The organism is Limnoraphis robusta CS-951 (assembly GCF_000972705.2).
The window spans coordinates 1-16,934 of sequence record NZ_LATL02000300.1 but is presented as its reverse complement, the minus strand read 5'-3'; the positions used below and the strand labels follow the sequence as shown (position 1 = coordinate 16,934).

The window sequence follows — 16,934 nt, the reverse complement described above, 5'->3', positions numbered from 1 at the left end:
CAAGGGGATCTGACTGACCTAGCTGGGGATCATCAGAGCGCCCCTATTTCCAATATTCACAACCTATTCTGAGATATCAAGCTGAAATCGTTATTTTTGGTAAACAAACCCGGCTAAAATGGTTAATTTTTATTACGTTTGCCTCTGAGATTCTAGCATTGATCACCGATAACTGAGGGGTTGGCGTTGTCCCGACGGTCAAAGAAGTTTGTAATCTGTCAACTTGATCTAGCACAATGACTTAATAGGGCATCAACAGGCGTTGGCGGAAGGACACTTATGTATATTTACACCACTCCTCGGTTTGATGAACAAGCCAGACAACACGGCATTCAAAGTCAGGTAGCTGAACTTTTGGTCACGGTCAAGAGTCAAGGGATGACTGCCGTCGAAGCTTTGTTTGAACGAAATTATCCCTATTTGAAGCGACCCGTCAGAAATTTGAGACTGTTGGGAAAAGTTCTGCGACTGGGGACTGAGGAAGTGCTGTGTCTACTGGACGTTTTCACGCGAGGGGGCAAGGAATACGAAGCATTTCTGAGAAATCCAGAGGAATACGGCACACTTCACCTCGAACCGTCTGTTGACCCTCAACAATTGGCGGCCAGTTTGAACGTCCAACGAGAAGAACAACAATTAATTAATCGTCGGCAACCGCTACCTGATCAATTATATCATCTTTGGCTAGAACGTCCGAGTTGGGCAAGAAATACGGCTGATTTGATCATTTGTGAAAGTGAAGTTTGGGTGAATCAATTTAAGCAACGGGATATTCAACTTCAATGGAAAACCTATCACGAAATTATTACCCATTTAATGGGGGAAAGTGAGTTTAATAACGGCATTCGCCGCAATCAGACAAACTGGTTAAATGTTTATTTGTGTGGGAAACCCAATGAACATCGCTATATTTTGTATAGTTTGGTGGAAACGGTTGATTGGCCTCATCGAAATGTTTTGTTTTTGTTGGCAACGTTTGATCGAGATCCGGCGTTAACTGAACTGGCAGAAGTGGGTCATGTGACTCATATTTTTTCCCCTGAAAATACTCAAACGCTGTTTTCTCAAAATGTGACGTTTGATGATTTATCTCGCTATACTCGTCGTTCTTATCCGGGTTATTTGATTTTAGATGCTGAAGTTTGGCTCGAACTTGAACAAGAATCGGGGATTAATTTAGCGCTGTCGGTGGAAGAAGAAGAAATTTTACATGAACTTTCGACGGCTGAACAAAATACCCATTCTCTCCCTGTTTTTATTAATGGACGGGCGGGTAGTGGCAAGTCAACGATGTTGGTTTATTTGTTTGCGGATTATTGCGATCGCTATCAAAAATATTATCTAAAAAATAAGCCTAAAAAAGACGAAAAAATCTATAAACCTTTGTTTTTAACCTATAATGAAAAGCTGCTAGTCAAAGCCCAAGAAGCGGTTGAAAAACTGCTGAATAATCATCATAAATATCTTCTGGATGGCAACGGATATCAAGAAGACAAGCTGTCAATCTGTGATTGTTTTCAGTCGTTTCAAAATTTTCTCCTGAATCAACTTCCCCCGGAAGAGAATATTCACTTCGATCCAGATAAATACATTTCATTTTATGATTTTCGTCAACATTGCAGTCGCAGACACAGCCGTTATTCCCCTGAATTGTGTTGGCATATTATCCGCACGTTTATCAAAGGATATACCCTCACAGGTGAACAAGAGGGATATATGAATCCCGCAGATTATCAAGAAGTTCCTCGACGGGAAAGAACGATTTCTCCTGATATTTTTCAAGCGATTTATCAACAAGTTTGGCCCTGGTATCATCAACTGACAACGAGAGAAGGATATTGGGATGATCAAGATTTAATTCGCAAAGTCCTAGATTTACAATGTTTTCCGTCTCAATATACCGCAATTTTTTGTGATGAAGCCCAAGATTTTACGAAGTTAGAATTGCGGTTAATTATGCAGTTATCGGCATTTTCAAAATGTGATTTATATCCGCCCGTTCACAGTTTGCCCTTTGCGTTTGCGGGTGATCCCTTTCAAACGTTAAATCCTACAGGGTTTCGCTGGGAAAGTGTGAAAGCAACGTTTTTTGATCAGGTGATTGCGGTTCTCGATCCCAGTCATCAGTTAAATTTGAACATGACATTTTATGAACTAGAGTCCAATTATCGCTCGAGTTTATCGATTGTTAAAGTCACGAATTTAATTCATTTATGGAGACATATTTTATTCCAAATTCGCGAACTAAAACCCCAAGCCGCTTGGCAAACATACACTGACTCTAATGAACCGCAAAAGTTTATTTTTGGTCAACGGGGATTTTCGGCTGAAGCCTTAAAACGTCATGTCGAAAAATCTCCCATTTTTATTGTACCTTGTGAAGCGGGTGGAGAACTACAATATATCAAAAATGATGAATTTTTAGCGGGTTTATTTCCCGAAGTGAGTGAAGAAAATCCACCCAAAAATGTTTTGAGCGCGATTCAAGCCAAAGGTTTAGAGTTCCCCTTAGTCATATTATATAAGTTTGGCGAACAGTTTGCCAAAGAGTTTCAGCGTCCGATTTGGGATTATCTCGCTCCTCAAGAAACTCATCCGTTAGAGTTAGAATACTTTTTTAATAAACTCTATGTGGCGGCGAGTCGAGGAATGTCGGATTTGATTATTATTGATACCGAACTCGGAGATCGTTTATTGTGGGAATATGCCAGCGATGATCAGACAAATCAACTTGAATTTTGGTTGCAACAAGTCGAAGATAGAAGCCTCTGGGAAAGTTCAATTGGGGGGTTACGTTGGGGAGATAATTTAGGGGGATTAGATCGAGATAACCGAGAGTCTCAGGCGAAAGAATTTGAAGAAAACGGACGCAGCCAAAATGATGCGACTTCTTTACGACGCGCTCAACAATTTTACAGCGAATTAGGCAATTTAGAACGAGCTGATTTATGTCAGGCTTGGGCGTTAAAATTCGAGAAAAAATTTCATCCAGCCGGAATGTTATTCTTACAACGAGGAAAAGAAAAAGAAGCCTGGAGTTGTTTTTGGGAAGGACTCTGTTGGCAGGCGTTAATCGATTGGTATCAACAATTTCCTGAACAAAAACCCATTGAACGTTCAATCGTTGAATTCATGGCGCAAACGCCAAAAACCCTAGCAAATGTTAAAAGTTTTACTCGCTTTTTAGAAGAAAATTTAGCCAATAAGTTACTGGCGGAAAATCGCCTCGTTAAACCCTGGAAAGCCGCCATTCAAGAATATAGCCGTCAAATTCGCAATCTGATCCGAGAAAAACCACTCGACAAAAAAGATTGGCAAAGATTAGGAGATGTTTTAGAAGGCTTAGATGAAGCCAAATATCATGGACTGCTAGAACTCGCAGGCGATTGTTTTTATCACGCTCAAAACCTCAGACGAGCGGTGCGCTGTTGGCGAGAGAGTGGTGCCACCCAAAAGCGAGAATATAATCTGGCTGAAGCTGAATTACTGGGATTTCCAGAGGGATTTCCCTATTTAGAAAAAGTCGGAGATTATCAACGCATTGTTAACGAATGGGAGAAGGCGGGAAAACCCGGAACTCAACAATGGTTAAAATATATTGATTGCATCGGACAAGCTTTAGAAAAACAACATCGCGAAAAAGATTGGATCGAGTATTTAATTAGAACAAAGCGCTGGGTTGATGCAATCACCGCGATTGATAAATATCCCAAAGCTGAAACAATGCAGTTTAGATTGGCATGGGTACGACAGTTAGCCCGTTCCAGTTTAACACCCGAACAAGCGCGAGATTTCCGCAGTCGATATGTGGGCTTTCTCGAAAAAGTCTTGTCTCATTCTCAGTGGCGACAGCATCTTTCGGTTGAAGAAATAGGCGTAGCATTAGAAAAAATAGGGGAATTAGTTCCTACCTTGAGATTTTACGAAAAATTTGTCAACCATGATGATTCTTATTTGAGCCAATTTGCCCGAAAACGTTGGATTGCAACTAAACTCAAACAGCGAGATTATGCTGTTGTTGCTGAACCTAAAAGAGCCGAAGAAATTCGCCAAGAAATTACTCGTAAAGCCTATGATTGGGTGATTATTCCGGCGGAAGTTTCCCCTGAACCGCCTCGTCTTGATGTTCAGGTCACTTTAGAATCAACTTCTGTTACAAAGGAAGAAAACTCTGATTTTGTTGCGTCTGACTCGGATTTAGGAATTATTGGATTACCCCCCGGAACACAAATCAAACTGATTAACCGTGAAATAAAGATTTATAGTTTTCAAGTGGCTCATTTGGAGATGAAGCGAGTGCGACGGGAATTAACGCTCTGGGTGTGGATTCGAGATACTGTGACTTCCAAGGAGTTGCAAGTTACAATTGATCGTAAACGCAGTCGAATTAAAATCGGAGATGTGGCGATTGAAGCTTTTGATGGTCATCAACTTCGTTTTGGGAATCCTGAAAGAGATTATAAAGGTATTGTCTTTTACAGCAGTGAACAACCCCGGATCGAATTGCAAATTAGAGGAATCCCTAACAAAATTTATCTTTAAAATAGAAGTTATGGATCAATCTCAATTGCAATTGCCGGATTTTTATATACAATTGATGAGGAGATTGCCAGTCATTGTTTCCTTACCCTAAAGGTGAATTCCGCTCATGTCCGAGTCGTTTTCCTATCAATCCATCCCTGAAATTACGGTTGAAGAGTTAGAACACCGTCTAACAGAAGGTTCAACCGAAAATCTACAGCTTGTGGATGTTCGTGAACCTCAAGAGGTGGAAATTGCTCACCTGGAGGGATTTATCAACCTACCCTTGAGCGAATTTAGCCAATGGTCTGACAAAATTCACAGCCATCTCGATCTTGAAAAAGAAACCTTGGTAATGTGTCATCACGGAATGCGATCGGCTCAAATGTGCCAGTGGTTGATACGTCAGGGGTTTACCAATGTCAAAAATATCGCAGGAGGGATAGATGCTTACTCCGCCGTCATTGATCCGTTAATCCCTCGGTATTGAATTAGCACAGTAGGTATTAAAAACCTGGTTTCTCTTAGAGACCGGGTTCTGTGCGAAATTTGCGATTTTCAGTCAGAATAGAATAGGTATAAATTCGTCAGCATCGGTCGTCAATTCCCTAATTATGCTTCTTGAGCAGCGTTCACACACAAAAACCCAATCTCAACGGCAGTCTCAGCTTAATCTTGACTACGACTTAGCCATTGTCGGTGGCGGTATTGTCGGGGCGACTCTCGCCTGTGGATTAAAAAATTCTAATCTGAGAGTTGTCTTGATCGAACCCCAAGCTAAAACCGTCGCCGCTAGTCGCCGACAAGCCTACGCCCTAACGCTGCAAACGGGACGCATTCTACAAGCAATGGGAGTCTGGGACGAGATCCTACCGAAAATTACCACCTTTCGTCAAATTAGTCTCAGCGACAGCGATCATCCCACTGTGGTTCACTTCAAACCGGAAGATCTTGGGACTGAGGCGCTGGGTTATGTCGGTGAACATTCGGTGATTTTAACCGCAATGCACGATTTTCTCGACTCCTGTGAAAACGTTTCTTGGCTTTGTCCGGCGAAAGTGGTAAAAGTGAATGATCAGCCGGATTTTGCCGAAATTGAGCTAGAAGTAGAGGGAAAAACTCAAACCCTGCGAACTCAGTTAGTCATTGCTGCTGATGGTTCGCGATCGCCTTTACGTCAAGCGGCGGGAATTTCTACCTATGGCTGGAAATATTGGCAGTCTTGCATCGCCATGACGATCAAAACCGAAAAATCTCACAATAATGTCGCGTTTGAGCGCTTCTGGCCGAGTGGCCCGATGGGGGTTTTGCCTTTACCGGGAAACCGTTGTCAGGTGGTGTGGACGGCGCCTCACGCCGAAGCCGAAGCCTTAAAAAATCTGGATGAAGAAGCGTTTTTACAGTTGTTAGAATATCGCACAGGCGGACTTTTAGGCCGTTTAGAATTAGAAAGCGATCGCTATGTTTTCCCCGTTCAACTGATGCAAAGCCAACGCTATATTCAACACAGACTGGCGTTAATTGGCGATGCAGCCCATTGTTGTCATCCTGTGGGCGGCCAAGGTTTAAATATGGGGGTTCGCGATGCGGGGGCGTTGGCTCAAATATTGCGACAAGCCGCTCAAAACCATGAAGATATCGGACAAATGCGCGTTTTAAAACGTTATCAAGCTTGGCGTCAAAAAGAAAATTTGCTAATATTAGCCTTTACTGATTTCCTAGATCGAATGTTTTCTGGAAATTGGCGGCCAAAAGTAACAATTCGTCGCTGGGGATTGTGGAGTTTAGGAAAAGTTAAACCTTTTCGATATTTGGCTTTACGTGTAATGACGGGGCTGTTTGGTCGTTCTATTCATCCTCAATACTAAACCATTTTTATCATTCCATCGTGTTAATTAGTCGTCGAAATTTCCTGCAAAAATCAAGTTTTTTGAGTACGTTTTGGCTGTTGGGAGACTTCGGAAAACGTCCTCAACCGGAGCAGTTATTTCGTCCCTCATTAACTGAATTAACCCTACAATTAGACTGGAAATATAATGTTCAATTTGCTGGGGTTTTACTGGCAGATTATTATCAACTGTATACCCTAGAAGGATTAAAAATTAACATTCACCCTTGGGATTTTGGGGTTGATCTTTTAGATATTGTTGCAGAAAATCCGACGATTATTGGTTGTGCGGAACAAGACGTTATATTAGCCGCTCAAGCAACCGGAAAACCCATCAAAGCCGTTGCAACCATGTTTCAAACTTCTCCCTTGGGTTTGATGTCAATGCCTGATAATAATATAGCATCTTTGCATGATTTAGTCGGAAAAAAAGTCGGCGTTCATGGTGATACACAAAAAGTCATGGACTTAGTGATGGGCTATAGTCAACTTTCATCAGATGAGATAGAAGTTGTCAATATTTCATTAGATGAAAAATACGATAAATTGTTAACTGGGGAAGTCGATGCAGTTCAATGTTATCTCGTTGATGAACCGATAGGCTTTGCTTACCAAACCGGAATTGAACCAAACGTTATTCGCTTGAGTGACTATGGTTATGACGCTTACGTTCAGACGATTTTTGCTCATAATTCTCTGTTAGAAATGCAGCGAGAACAGGTAAAAGCCTTTCTAAAAGCAACCTTTCAAGGCTGGAAACTCGCTCTAAAAAATATTCCAGAAGCGGCTAAAATTGTTGTTGAAAATTACGTTAACCCTAAGAGTAAATACAATAATTTAGACTATCAAACTCAATCGTTAGAATTGATTTCAGAATATATTACCCAGGGAGAAAGTTTAGATCAACCGTTGGGTTTAATTTCACCAGAACGTTGGAAAAGTATGTCAGAGCGTTTAGTTCAGTATAATATTATTAAAAATGTTCCAAAACTCTCTGATTCTGTCGATTTAACCGTTTGGTCAGTATGATTACAGTAGAGTTATAAAAACCCGGTTTCTCAAAGAAACCGGGTTTTTAGTGCATAAGTAGGGTGCATCAAACAGGTTAATTTAATGACTTAGATACAAAGACTGCGGATTTGATGCACCCTACAATTTTAAGTCATAATAGATCAAGAACGGGTTTAACGGGAGAAACGTCAACATGACTCTACATCAACCCAATGATATTATTGCTCAACGCTATCGCATCGTTACCCCTTTGGGTGAGGGAGGAATGGGAATTACCTATGAAGCCGAAGATCTGACAAATTATCAACGAGTCGCCCTTAAAGCCGTTTCCTTGCGACAAGCCCAAGACTGGAAAATACTAGAATTATTTGAACGAGAAGCGAAAGTTCTTTCTCACTTAAATCATCCAGGAATTCCAAAATATCTCGATTATTTTCACCTCGATACAGACGAAGATCGACAATTTTATTTAATTCGAGAATTAGTTTCTGGAGACTCTTTAACCGCTTGGGTTGAAAAAGGTTGGCATCCAACAGAAGCAGAAATTAAGCAAATAGCGATTAAAATTTTAGAGATTATCAGCTATTTACATCAACTTAATCCACCCATTATTCATCGGGATATCAAACCTCAAAATATTATTCGAAAAGCCGATGGAAAGGTGTTTTTAGTGGATTTTGGGGCAGTTCAAGATATCTATCGCAACACAATATCTTTCAGTGGAACCTTTGTCGGAACTATTGGATATATGCCCCCAGAACAGTTGCGAGGAAAAGCCTATCCTGCTTCTGATTTGTATAGTTTAGGCGGAACTTTACTCTATCTATTAACCCATCGTTCCCCTGACGAACTTCCCCAAAAGCGGATGAAAATAGATGTTCGTTCTTCTGTACGAATCTCATCTGAATTTGCCCATTGGTTAGAGAGAATGTTAGAACCGATGTTTGAAGATCGATTTCAGTCGGCAACAGAAGCTTTGAATGCACTGAATAAAAACTCGGCAATGATTTCTTCTGCTGACTCTGTGCTTCAATCTCTTCAGAAAGAAGTTCAAAGAAGTCGAGTTAAAATAAAACAAAAACCGAGAAGTTACACGCTTGATACTTCACCTTTGATGCCTCTGATGCCTCGATATTTCGAGATAGTATTGTTCTGGATTTGTAGCTTACTCTGGAATGGAGTGGTGTTTTTGATAATCCAGACAGAAGGAATTGGCATAATTTTAAACCCAGGTTTTCTTCTTATTTTTGGAAGTATTGATGTTTTGCTCATTTATATTTTATGGTATAATTCATGTCTACCTATGATAAAATATACGATATCGTTCGTCAGATTCCAGTCGGGAAAGTAGCCACCTACGGACAAGTTGCAGAGTTGGCAAATTTAGCCGGAAAAGCCCGTTTGGTTGGTTATGCGTTGTATCGCGTAGAGATTCAATCTTCGGATATTCCTTGGCATCGGGTGATTAACGCAAAAGGCGAAATTTCTCATTCAACGTTACGTCAGGGGACAGATTATCTTCAGAAAACACGACTTGAAGATGAAGGGATAATCTTTACTTCAGAAGGGAAAATCAAGCTAGGTCAATATCAATGGAAACCTTCTTAAAATTTATCTCTAAGAAGGTGAACCCAAAGAGGGGGCGGGTTTATATAAATTATTGATCGCCAACAGAAATTTTTGCAGAACCCGCCCCTACAAAACTGTTGGCTGTTTACCACTTCAACAGGTTAAATTCTTCCATATCAACCGTGTCGCGGTTACGATAGATTGTTAATACAATCGCCAAACCAACGGCAGCTTCTGCGGCTGCTACAGTAATCACAAACACCGTAAACACTTGACCTTTCAGACTGACACCATCTAAATAATTAGAAAAACCCATCAAATTCAAGTTCACTGCATTTAACAGTAACTCAATCGACATCAACACTCGCACTGCATTTCGGCTGGTAATTAATCCATAAATCCCGATGCAGAATAAAGCCGCCGCAACTAACAAAAAATACTCTAATTGTAATTGCATGAATTGCTTGTCTCTCCTAACTTTTTACAACATAAAAAATAGTAATTTCTCACTGTTGATCAGGGAAAAATTATCAAACATCAACCTTCAGAAGAAGATTTTTGACTAGAAACCGAAAGCAACTCACGAGGTCTTTCTTGTAAAGTCCAGCCCGGAGTTGGAATCGGTCCTTCAGGGGGTAATTCGGGGATAAAATCTCGACGAGCTAGAACAATAGCACCCACCATTGCCATTAACAAAAACACAGAAGCTAACTCAAAAGGCAGCAAAAAGTCACTGAAAAAATGCTGTCCGATAATCACAATTGAACTTTCTGTTGTGGGAACGCTAACAGCCATTCCCGCTCCCCAAGGCGTAGACAATACCATCGTACTCAGTAGGGCAAATAACCCCCCACAAACCAAAGCCGTTGAGGCTTTCCGAATCCACGCATTGGGTAAAGTTTTGAAGCTTTCCTGCTTGTTCACTAACATAATCCCAAACAGGATTAATACGTTCACCGAACCGACATAAATCAACACTTGGGCGGCTGCGACAAAATCAGCATTCAGCAAGAGATATAGCCCTGCCATACTCATAAATACACCACCCAACAAAAAGGCTGAGTAGACAATATTTTCCAGCAAAACCACTCCTAAAGCTGCTGCAAGCATCATAATCGTCAGCAAGCCGAACGATACAATTTGAACCCCTTCTGCTAAATTCACAACTCTTGTTTCCTTTCTTGGTGTTTAATCGATGATGGTAAATTGAGAAGACAAGCGAACCTAAAAATTGCCTATCTTCTCAAGAGAATTCCTAATTCTCATTCTTTGATTTTTGTTCCTTTTCCATTTGTTCCAAAATTTCTTCAGGACGCAAACCTGCACGGCGAGCAGTATGAGGAACTTCGTGAGGGTCCATAACCCCCTTGGGCAAATAGGCTAATTCTCGCATCGGTGAAACCATCGGATCATTGGTCACCTTGTAGGGTAAACGTCCGAGCGCCACGCTATCATAGTTCAACTCATGGCGATCATAGCCCGCTAACTCGTATTCTTCCGTCATCGATAAACAGTTAGTCGGGCAGTATTCTACACAGTTTCCGCAGAAAATACAAACGCCGAAGTCGATACTGTAGTGTTTGAGTTGTTTTTTCTTATTTTCCTTATTAAACTCCCAGTCTACAACAGGTAAGTTAATCGGACAAACTCGCACACAAACTTCACAAGCAATACACTTATCAAACTCAAAGTGAATCCGACCTCTAAACCGTTCAGAAGGAATCAATTTTTCGTAGGGATACTGAACCGTAATCGGACGGCGACGCATATGATCAAAGGTTACAGATAAACCTTGACCAATATATTTCGCAGCTTGAAACGTTTCTTTGGCGTAGTCGGTGACTTGATTTAGAAACTTTAACATGATGTTCTCTCTCAAGTTTTAACAGTTCTAGCGATCTGATTTTTGAATCCAGTCTCAGATGGAAAGCTGACTAAACGACTGGCTTTATCTAGTCAGGGCAAAGGACAGAAGAACAGCGTTTTTCTCACCTTTGCCTTTGAATTTAGGGTGAATTATCCCCCAAATGCGATCGGGAAGGCTAATTTTAAAGCGGCGGTGAGAAGCAAGTTCACCAGTGCTACAGGCAGCAAAAACTTCCAACCGAGATTCAACAATTGGTCAATCCGTACCCTCGGCAGCGTCCAACGCAACAGAATGGCAGTAAACACCAACACATAGGCTTTTAGCAGGGTCATGGTAATGCCCAAAGTCCCTGTAATTACCTGTAACCAAGGTGTGGTTTCACTGATATTTAACCAACCTGCGATCGCCTCTACCGGAATGGGAAAATCCCAACCCCCTAAATAAAGCACCGCCACCAACAATGACGACAGCAGCAAATTCACATAGGAGGCTAGGTAGTATAAAGCGAACTTCATCCCGGAATATTCGGTTTGGTATCCAGCAACGAGTTCTTCTTCAGCTTCCGGTAAATCAAACGGTAGGCGTTCACATTCTGCCAATGCGGCTATCCAGAAAATTAGAAAGCCCACAGGTTGACGCCAAATATTCCAGCCCAAGATACCGTAACCCGATTGTTGTTCGACAATATCAATGGTGCTGAGGCTATTGGACATCATCACGACAGCCAACACTGCCAAAGCCAGAGGGATTTCATAACTAATCGACTGTGCCGCCGCCCGTAACCCTCCCAGGAGGGAGTATTTGTTGTTTGAGGCATAACCGGACATCAGCAAGCCAATCGGCTGGATACTCGATAAGGCAATCCACAGAAAAATAGCCGTTCCCAAATCGCTAATTACCAAATTCTGTCCAAAGGGAACGATCAGGTAGGACAGAAACACGGGAATCGCTACAATAATTGGCCCCAAAGTAAACAACCAGGGGTCAGCCAAAGCCGGAACGATATCTTCTTTGAACAGTAGCTTCAGACCATCAGCGACGGGAGCCAGGGTTCCCAATGGCCCAATAAATTCCGGGCCAATCCGTTGTTGAGCCGCAGCAGAAATTTTCCGCTCCAACCAAACAGAACCGAGTACACCCACAGTTGCCGCCACCAACATCAAACCCATCGGTAAGGGCATCCAGATGACTTTAGCGGCACCTGGGGGTATACCGAAATCCATCAGTGCTTGGACAAAACTTCCTTGTAAGTCAATTCCTGGGTTCATTTATCCAGACTCAAACTTGAATTACCCTAGACATTTTGACATCGCTTGGTTGAGCGAGGGTTAATCTATCTAGTTTGTAAAGATTCTTTAAAACTTTACTCCAGATTCAGTATAGCGTTCGACCGCAGCCAAATTCACACAGGCCGTAAATTTCACAGGGTTTTTGAGCGAGAAATCATCTTTCACCTGATTACAGCTTGTGAACTATTTCCCTGTGTATTTTCGACTGTCTCTAATTGCCATTTTGTTCAAGCTGATCACCGAGAGGCACCGCTCGTTCATCAATGGGAATGTAGGGTTCACCGTGAGAACCTGTATAGATTTGAGTGGGACGGTAAATGCGATTTTTGCCCAATTGTTCTTTCCAATGGGCTAACCATCCAGCCACACGAGCGATCCCAAAAATCGGAGTAAACAAATCTGTCGGAATGCCTAACTTGCGATAGACCAAACCCGAGTAAAAATCTACATTCGGGTAGATCCCCTTATGTCCGAGATTGTCTTGAACCGCCGCTTCAAGTTCTAGGGCAATTTCATAATATTTGTCGTGGCCAAATTCCTCGAAGAGTTCCTCAGCTAATTTTTGCAAGATCGTGGCGCGAGGATCTTTCACCTTGTAAACCCGATGGCCAAACCCCATGATTTTGGCTTTATTTTCTAAAAGTCCATCCAGGTAAGGTCTAACATTCTCCACTGAACCAATTTCTTCCAACATGAACAACACTTCTTCATTCGCCCCACCATGTAGGGGTCCGGCTAACGTTCCCACCGCAGAAGCCACCACCGCGTAAGGATCAGTTAACGTCGAAGCCGTCACCATTGCCGAAAAAGTCGAAGCATTAATGGTATGTTCAGCATGAAGCGTTAAACAAACATCAAACACCTTCGCCGCTAGGGGATGAGGTTCCCGTTCATTCAGCATATAGAGAAAATTCGCCGAATAGTCGAGATCATCTCTCGGTTGAACCGGGTCATTTCCCTTCCGCATCAGTTGAAAAGCAGCGACCATCGTCGGAATTTTCGCCAACAGTCGCACGACAGCTTCTCCAATGTACTGGGGATTGTCAAGGGCGCGACGGGAGTAGAATAAACCCAATGCGGCGGCTGAGGTTTGCAGCGCATCCATCGGATGACCCGTTTCCGGGAAGCATTTCATCATATCCCGAATGCGATATTTAATTCGACGATGGTAGCGAATGTCATGCTCGAAGCTTTCGAGTTCTTCTTGAGTCGGAAGTTTACCCCAAATCAGAAGATACGCTACTTCTAGAAAGGAACTCTTTTGTGCGAGTTCCTCAACCCGAATGCCTCGATATTCAAGTATTCCCTTTTGCCCATCGACGTAGCTAATACTGGACAAGGTTGCAGGAACACCTTCTAAACCAGGCTTGTATTCGCCGACGAAAGTCATAGCCGTTTCTCAATGTACATATAACCTATTGAGGGTACATTATCAGAACAACTGATCCAGTTACCATTTTGACAACATTTAGTTAACAAACACGAAAAGTGGGAAATCAGCTATTTCTGAGGATCGCCATCAGCTTAACAAAAATTTCGGTGGACTCAGCCAAAACAGTTGACTATTTCCCACCAGCGAACCTGTTTCCGGTAAACTGATCCCAATCACACCCGCTTTCTTGACGATCAAACCCCCTCGAACATCTCCCCAAATTAGCACTTCCGCCCAATTTCCCAGATCCGGTTCATGTCCGACTAAAGCCAGACTCTCTCCGAGCGTTTGACTCCAGTTTCGATACCAGTCCAACCAAAAGTTAATCTCACCCTCCGGGGCCAGAGGGGGAAATTCTTCAACACGATCCGTTAAACCTACAGATTTGAGAATATCTGCCGTTTGACAGGCCCTCAATAATGGACTTGACAGCACAATATCAAACTTTAGATTCAACTCGAGCAGTTTCTCAGCCACTTTACGGGTTTTGCGATCGCCCTCTTTGGTTAAAGGACGCTCTTCATCGGTTTCGTAAAGTTCTCGCTCGGCGGCGATGCCATGACGAATCAAATAGAGATGGGTCATCGTGACGGTTCCCATTCAACAGGAATATTTAGCATAGCAGAATTCCTCAGTAAACAGCGTTCACTGAAAAAAACGGTCTAGAAAATCAAAAACCCCTGTTTTCTCAGCAAACAGGGGTTAAAGACCAATTACATATTTTTGCCACTCTTGATTCATACCGCTTTTGACGTGTTTCGTCACTTCAAAGTAAAGACTACTGTAAGGCTTTCGGGGGGGATAACGTAGGATCATACTGGCTTCTCTGGGCGTGCGACTTCCTTTTTTGACATTGCAGCGAACACAAGCTGTTACCAGATTTTCCCAGGTTTCCCCACCTCCACGCGATCGCGGAATCACATGATCAAGCGTTAGTTCATCTCCGATATAGCCACAGTATTGACAGGTGTGACTATCCCGGTGCAAGATATTCCTGCGAGTTAGAGGAATGTCTTTGTAGGGAACTCTGACATAATGGCGTAATCTGATCACCGTCGGTAGAGGAAAGTCGGGGAGAAGGTACTTTCCGTTATGCTCAACCCGTTCAGCTTTTTGCTTGAGTAATAACACCACCGCCCGCCGCCAACTGGTAATATTTAGCGGTTCATAGGAGGCGTTCAATACTAGAACGTTACCCATTGACGATTTGCTGCGATTATAGTATTTAAACGATATTAACACAGCTTAACCCCTGAGTACCCCCTCACCCTTCAACTTTGAGAACGGGCAATGGTGTATCTTGATTGGTATTGCCCCATGAATCGGAAGGGTTGAGTTTGGCAACCGCTCCACCCAACCCACCCATCAATCCTGAACGGGGCTATCCCATCAACGGTTTCGCTCCCACACCGCTTCCCAGAGGTCGAGGCGTTGCTTGAGCGGGTCTGTGCCGACAATCACGCCCGAGTTGGTGAAGTGCATGATCCGATCCGCTGCCGGGTCATGTTGCGGCCAGGTGGGTCGCCCTTCGCCGTTGGGGTTGCCCGTTTTTGCGAACTGAACCCAATAGCCACTGGTCAAGTCCGCCATCATCCGGTCAGTTGGCGTGACCTTAATTTTTGGGCTGCCCATGAAACCGGCCTCAAGCATTTCGGTCGCGTTATTGGTAAAGGGAATTTCCAAGGTGTGCTTGCTGCCCAGTCCCAGGCTTTGTTCAATTGTCTCGGCGGTTTGCAGATTCCGCAGCCCCTCAAACACATAGGCGTAGCGGTATGACCAAACGGGCTGACCCGCCCGGGCCATCTCGTTGGCGAAGTGTCGGGCCGGCTCTACCAGCAGCTTGTCCGCAAAAACCTGTTGCTTGAGTTCTTCCAGGGTTTGGTAGCCCCGAGGGTCATACAGTTGGCGTGCTTGGTCGGCATCCGGGCCAAACTGGGCGAATAGTTCCTCTTTGCTGTTGGCGATGCCCATGGCCAGGTCGCGATCGGTTGCACCCACTATTGTCGGCACCATCGCCTGCTGTCGGTTGGCGAGAACCGCTTCGGGGCTATCAACGAGGAACTGTCCGTCAATAATGGACATTGCCATGCCCGCAGGTGGCGCTCCGGCCGACAACGCCGCTAACGTCTCGTATGCGCTAACGCCTTCAATGATCGTTTCCACCGGAAGCGATCGCAGCGCTCTGAGGGCATCGGCACCCTCGCCGGTAATACCCAACGAACTCGCCCACTCCACCGCCATCCTTTCGGCATCGGCGAGATCGGTCGAAGGGACGACGGCTTTCGCCCGCGCACTTGGGCTTCCTGCGGACTGCACAATCCCCTGCTGAAAGAGATCGCGGGACAGGGGCGAGGTGAGATGGGCGATGACCGAGCCGCCCCCGGACGACTCGCCAAAGATTGTGACCCGGTTGGGATCGCCACCAAAGACAGCAATGTTGCGCTGTACCCACTGCAAAGCCGCACGCTGATCCATGTAGCCATAGTTGCCGCGAACATCATTGGGGGACTCCGCAGCCAGAGCGGGATGTGCGAAGTGACCGAGCCGCCCCAACCGAAAGTTCATGCTCACAGCAACGACACCTTGGGACGCTAACCCATCGAGAGGGTACAGCGCAGCGCTGCCACACACCATTGCGCCACCATGAATCCATACCATGACCGGAAGCGGTTGATCGCAGGTTTCAGCGGGTCGCCAGACGTTGAGGGTGAGGCAATCTTCGGACTTCGGTACATCCTCTGTCTGCATGGAAGCAGGCCCGAATTCGTCCGCCACCAGCACGTCGGACCAAGGTTGAACGGGTTGCGGCATCCGCCAGCGGAGATCGCCCACGGGTGGGGCGGCATAGGGAATGCCCTTGAAGCTAATCACGTCGCCCGTTCCCACACCGCGAATTTTGCCACTGTCGATCTGCACTTCATTATCAACACGAGTATTGCTAGATCCCATATTTTTCCCCTCTGCTAACGCTAATTTTGCGAAGATCAAGATTACCAAGAGAAGCAGGTTTAGAGCAAGGTCGTTCACGACGGATTATTTTATGCTAACATAAGTTTATCGTGGCTAGATGCCGATAATCTATGCTTGTGTATGAAATGAAGCTGCAAGGAACGCAATACCAGTACAGAAAGTTAGACGAAGCTATCCGTACTGGTAGGTTTGTTCGCAACAGCATCATTAAAGCATGGATAGACGGTCAAATCAAAAGTCGTAACGATGCTTATACCTACTGCAAACTACTGTCAGACAACCCGAGTTTTCCCTGGGTAAACCAACTCAATTCTATGGCTCGACAAGCCCACGCAGAAAGAGCATGGGCATCCATTGAGAGGTTCTATAAGAATTGTCGGCAAAAAA

The 16,934-nt window shown here is 44.0% G+C and carries 14 protein-coding genes and 1 pseudogene; 7 read left to right on the top strand and 8 right to left on the bottom strand.

The features are described 5' to 3' along the window. The first annotated feature begins 279 nt into the window (after positions 1 to 279). The 6 genes from WN50_RS25115 (at position 280) to WN50_RS25090 (ending at position 9,028) form a co-directional block, all read left to right on the top strand. Positions 280 to 4,542 (top strand): hypothetical protein, encoded by a 4,263-nt coding sequence (locus tag WN50_RS25115; protein ID WP_046278640.1) that lies wholly within the window; start codon positions 280 to 282, stop codon positions 4,540 to 4,542. 106 nt (positions 4,543 to 4,648) lie between these two features. Continuing rightward, positions 4,649 to 5,011: a rhodanese-like domain-containing protein gene (locus tag WN50_RS25110; RefSeq protein WP_046278641.1), complete on the top strand. Its 363-nt coding sequence runs from the start codon at positions 4,649 to 4,651 to the stop codon at positions 5,009 to 5,011. Between the two features lie 124 nt (positions 5,012 to 5,135). Next, positions 5,136 to 6,389, top strand: a complete 1,254-nt coding sequence (locus tag WN50_RS25105; RefSeq protein WP_046278642.1) for an FAD-dependent hydroxylase — start codon at positions 5,136 to 5,138, stop codon at positions 6,387 to 6,389. Between the two features lie 20 nt (positions 6,390 to 6,409). After that, positions 6,410 to 7,438, top strand: coding sequence for an ABC transporter substrate-binding protein (locus WN50_RS25100; RefSeq protein ID WP_046278643.1), 1,029 nt, complete (start codon positions 6,410 to 6,412; stop codon positions 7,436 to 7,438). Positions 7,439 to 7,613: 175 nt separating this feature from the next. Continuing rightward, positions 7,614 to 8,771 carry a serine/threonine protein kinase gene (locus WN50_RS25095; protein ID WP_053221599.1) on the top strand — a complete coding sequence of 386 codons (1,158 nt, stop codon included), beginning with the start codon at positions 7,614 to 7,616 and terminating at the stop codon, positions 8,769 to 8,771. Then, a complete protein-coding gene (locus WN50_RS25090) occupies positions 8,714 to 9,028 on the top strand; it encodes an MGMT family protein (RefSeq protein ID WP_046278644.1) in 315 nt (104 codons plus the stop codon). The genes WN50_RS25095 and WN50_RS25090 overlap by 58 nt, the downstream gene beginning before the upstream one ends. Before the next feature lie 106 nt (positions 9,029 to 9,134). On the opposite strand, the gene nuoK is transcribed toward WN50_RS25090, so the two are convergent. The 8 genes from nuoK to WN50_RS25050 all read right to left on the bottom strand — a co-directional run bounded on the left by nuoK (position 9,135) and on the right by WN50_RS25050 (position 16,604). Beyond that, positions 9,135 to 9,446 (bottom strand): NADH-quinone oxidoreductase subunit NuoK, encoded by a 312-nt coding sequence (gene nuoK, locus WN50_RS25085; protein WP_046278645.1) that lies wholly within the window; start codon positions 9,444 to 9,446, stop codon positions 9,135 to 9,137. 80 nt (positions 9,447 to 9,526) lie between these two features. Then, positions 9,527 to 10,153, bottom strand: coding sequence for an NADH-quinone oxidoreductase subunit J (locus tag WN50_RS25080; RefSeq protein ID WP_046278646.1), 627 nt, complete (start codon positions 10,151 to 10,153; stop codon positions 9,527 to 9,529). Positions 10,154 to 10,244: 91 nt separating this feature from the next. Then, positions 10,245 to 10,853 (bottom strand): NAD(P)H-quinone oxidoreductase subunit I, encoded by a 609-nt coding sequence (ndhI, locus tag WN50_RS25075; protein ID WP_046278647.1) that lies wholly within the window; start codon positions 10,851 to 10,853, stop codon positions 10,245 to 10,247. A 152-nt stretch (positions 10,854 to 11,005) separates the two neighbouring features. Then, a complete protein-coding gene (nuoH, locus tag WN50_RS25070) occupies positions 11,006 to 12,124 on the bottom strand; it encodes an NADH-quinone oxidoreductase subunit NuoH (protein ID WP_046278648.1) in 1,119 nt (372 codons plus the stop codon). 232 nt (positions 12,125 to 12,356) lie between these two features. Further along, positions 12,357 to 13,535, bottom strand: a complete 1,179-nt coding sequence (locus tag WN50_RS25065; RefSeq protein WP_046278649.1) for a citrate synthase — start codon at positions 13,533 to 13,535, stop codon at positions 12,357 to 12,359. Between the two features lie 129 nt (positions 13,536 to 13,664). Next, positions 13,665 to 14,162, bottom strand: a complete 498-nt coding sequence (sixA, locus tag WN50_RS25060; RefSeq protein WP_046278652.1) for a phosphohistidine phosphatase SixA — start codon at positions 14,160 to 14,162, stop codon at positions 13,665 to 13,667. Positions 14,163 to 14,279: 117 nt separating this feature from the next. Then, on the bottom strand, positions 14,280 to 14,777 hold the full coding sequence (locus WN50_RS25055; protein WP_046278650.1) for an HNH endonuclease: 498 nt from the start codon (positions 14,775 to 14,777) through the stop codon (positions 14,280 to 14,282). Positions 14,778 to 14,966: 189 nt separating this feature from the next. Further along, positions 14,967 to 16,604 (bottom strand): carboxylesterase/lipase family protein, encoded by a 1,638-nt coding sequence (locus WN50_RS25050; protein ID WP_053221598.1) that lies wholly within the window; start codon positions 16,602 to 16,604, stop codon positions 14,967 to 14,969. A gap of 53 nt (positions 16,605 to 16,657) precedes the next feature. Between WN50_RS25050 and WN50_RS25045 the strand changes: the two are divergent. Beyond that, positions 16,658 to 16,934 (top strand): annotated as a pseudogene (locus WN50_RS25045) (RNA-guided endonuclease TnpB family protein); the annotation flags it as partial.

Excerpts from the sequence above, each read along its gene's own strand:
- WN50_RS25115 (WP_046278640.1), top strand. The coding sequence starts at position 280 with ATGTATATTTACACCACTCCTCGGTTTGATGAACAAGCCAGACAACAC.
- WN50_RS25110 (WP_046278641.1), top strand. The coding sequence starts at position 4,649 with ATGTCCGAGTCGTTTTCCTATCAATCCATCCCTGAAATTACGGTTGAA.
- WN50_RS25105 (WP_046278642.1), top strand. The coding sequence starts at position 5,136 with ATGCTTCTTGAGCAGCGTTCACACACAAAAACCCAATCTCAACGGCAG.
- WN50_RS25095 (WP_053221599.1), top strand. The coding sequence starts at position 7,614 with ATGACTCTACATCAACCCAATGATATTATTGCTCAACGCTATCGCATC.
- WN50_RS25090 (WP_046278644.1), top strand. The coding sequence starts at position 8,714 with ATGTCTACCTATGATAAAATATACGATATCGTTCGTCAGATTCCAGTC.
- nuoK (WP_046278645.1), bottom strand. The coding sequence starts at position 9,446 with ATGCAATTACAATTAGAGTATTTTTTGTTAGTTGCGGCGGCTTTATTC.
- ndhI (WP_046278647.1), bottom strand. The coding sequence starts at position 10,853 with ATGTTAAAGTTTCTAAATCAAGTCACCGACTACGCCAAAGAAACGTTT.
- nuoH (WP_046278648.1), bottom strand. The coding sequence starts at position 12,124 with ATGAACCCAGGAATTGACTTACAAGGAAGTTTTGTCCAAGCACTGATG.
- WN50_RS25065 (WP_046278649.1), bottom strand. The coding sequence starts at position 13,535 with ATGACTTTCGTCGGCGAATACAAGCCTGGTTTAGAAGGTGTTCCTGCA.
- sixA (WP_046278652.1), bottom strand. The coding sequence starts at position 14,162 with ATGACCCATCTCTATTTGATTCGTCATGGCATCGCCGCCGAGCGAGAA.
- WN50_RS25055 (WP_046278650.1), bottom strand. The coding sequence starts at position 14,777 with ATGGGTAACGTTCTAGTATTGAACGCCTCCTATGAACCGCTAAATATT.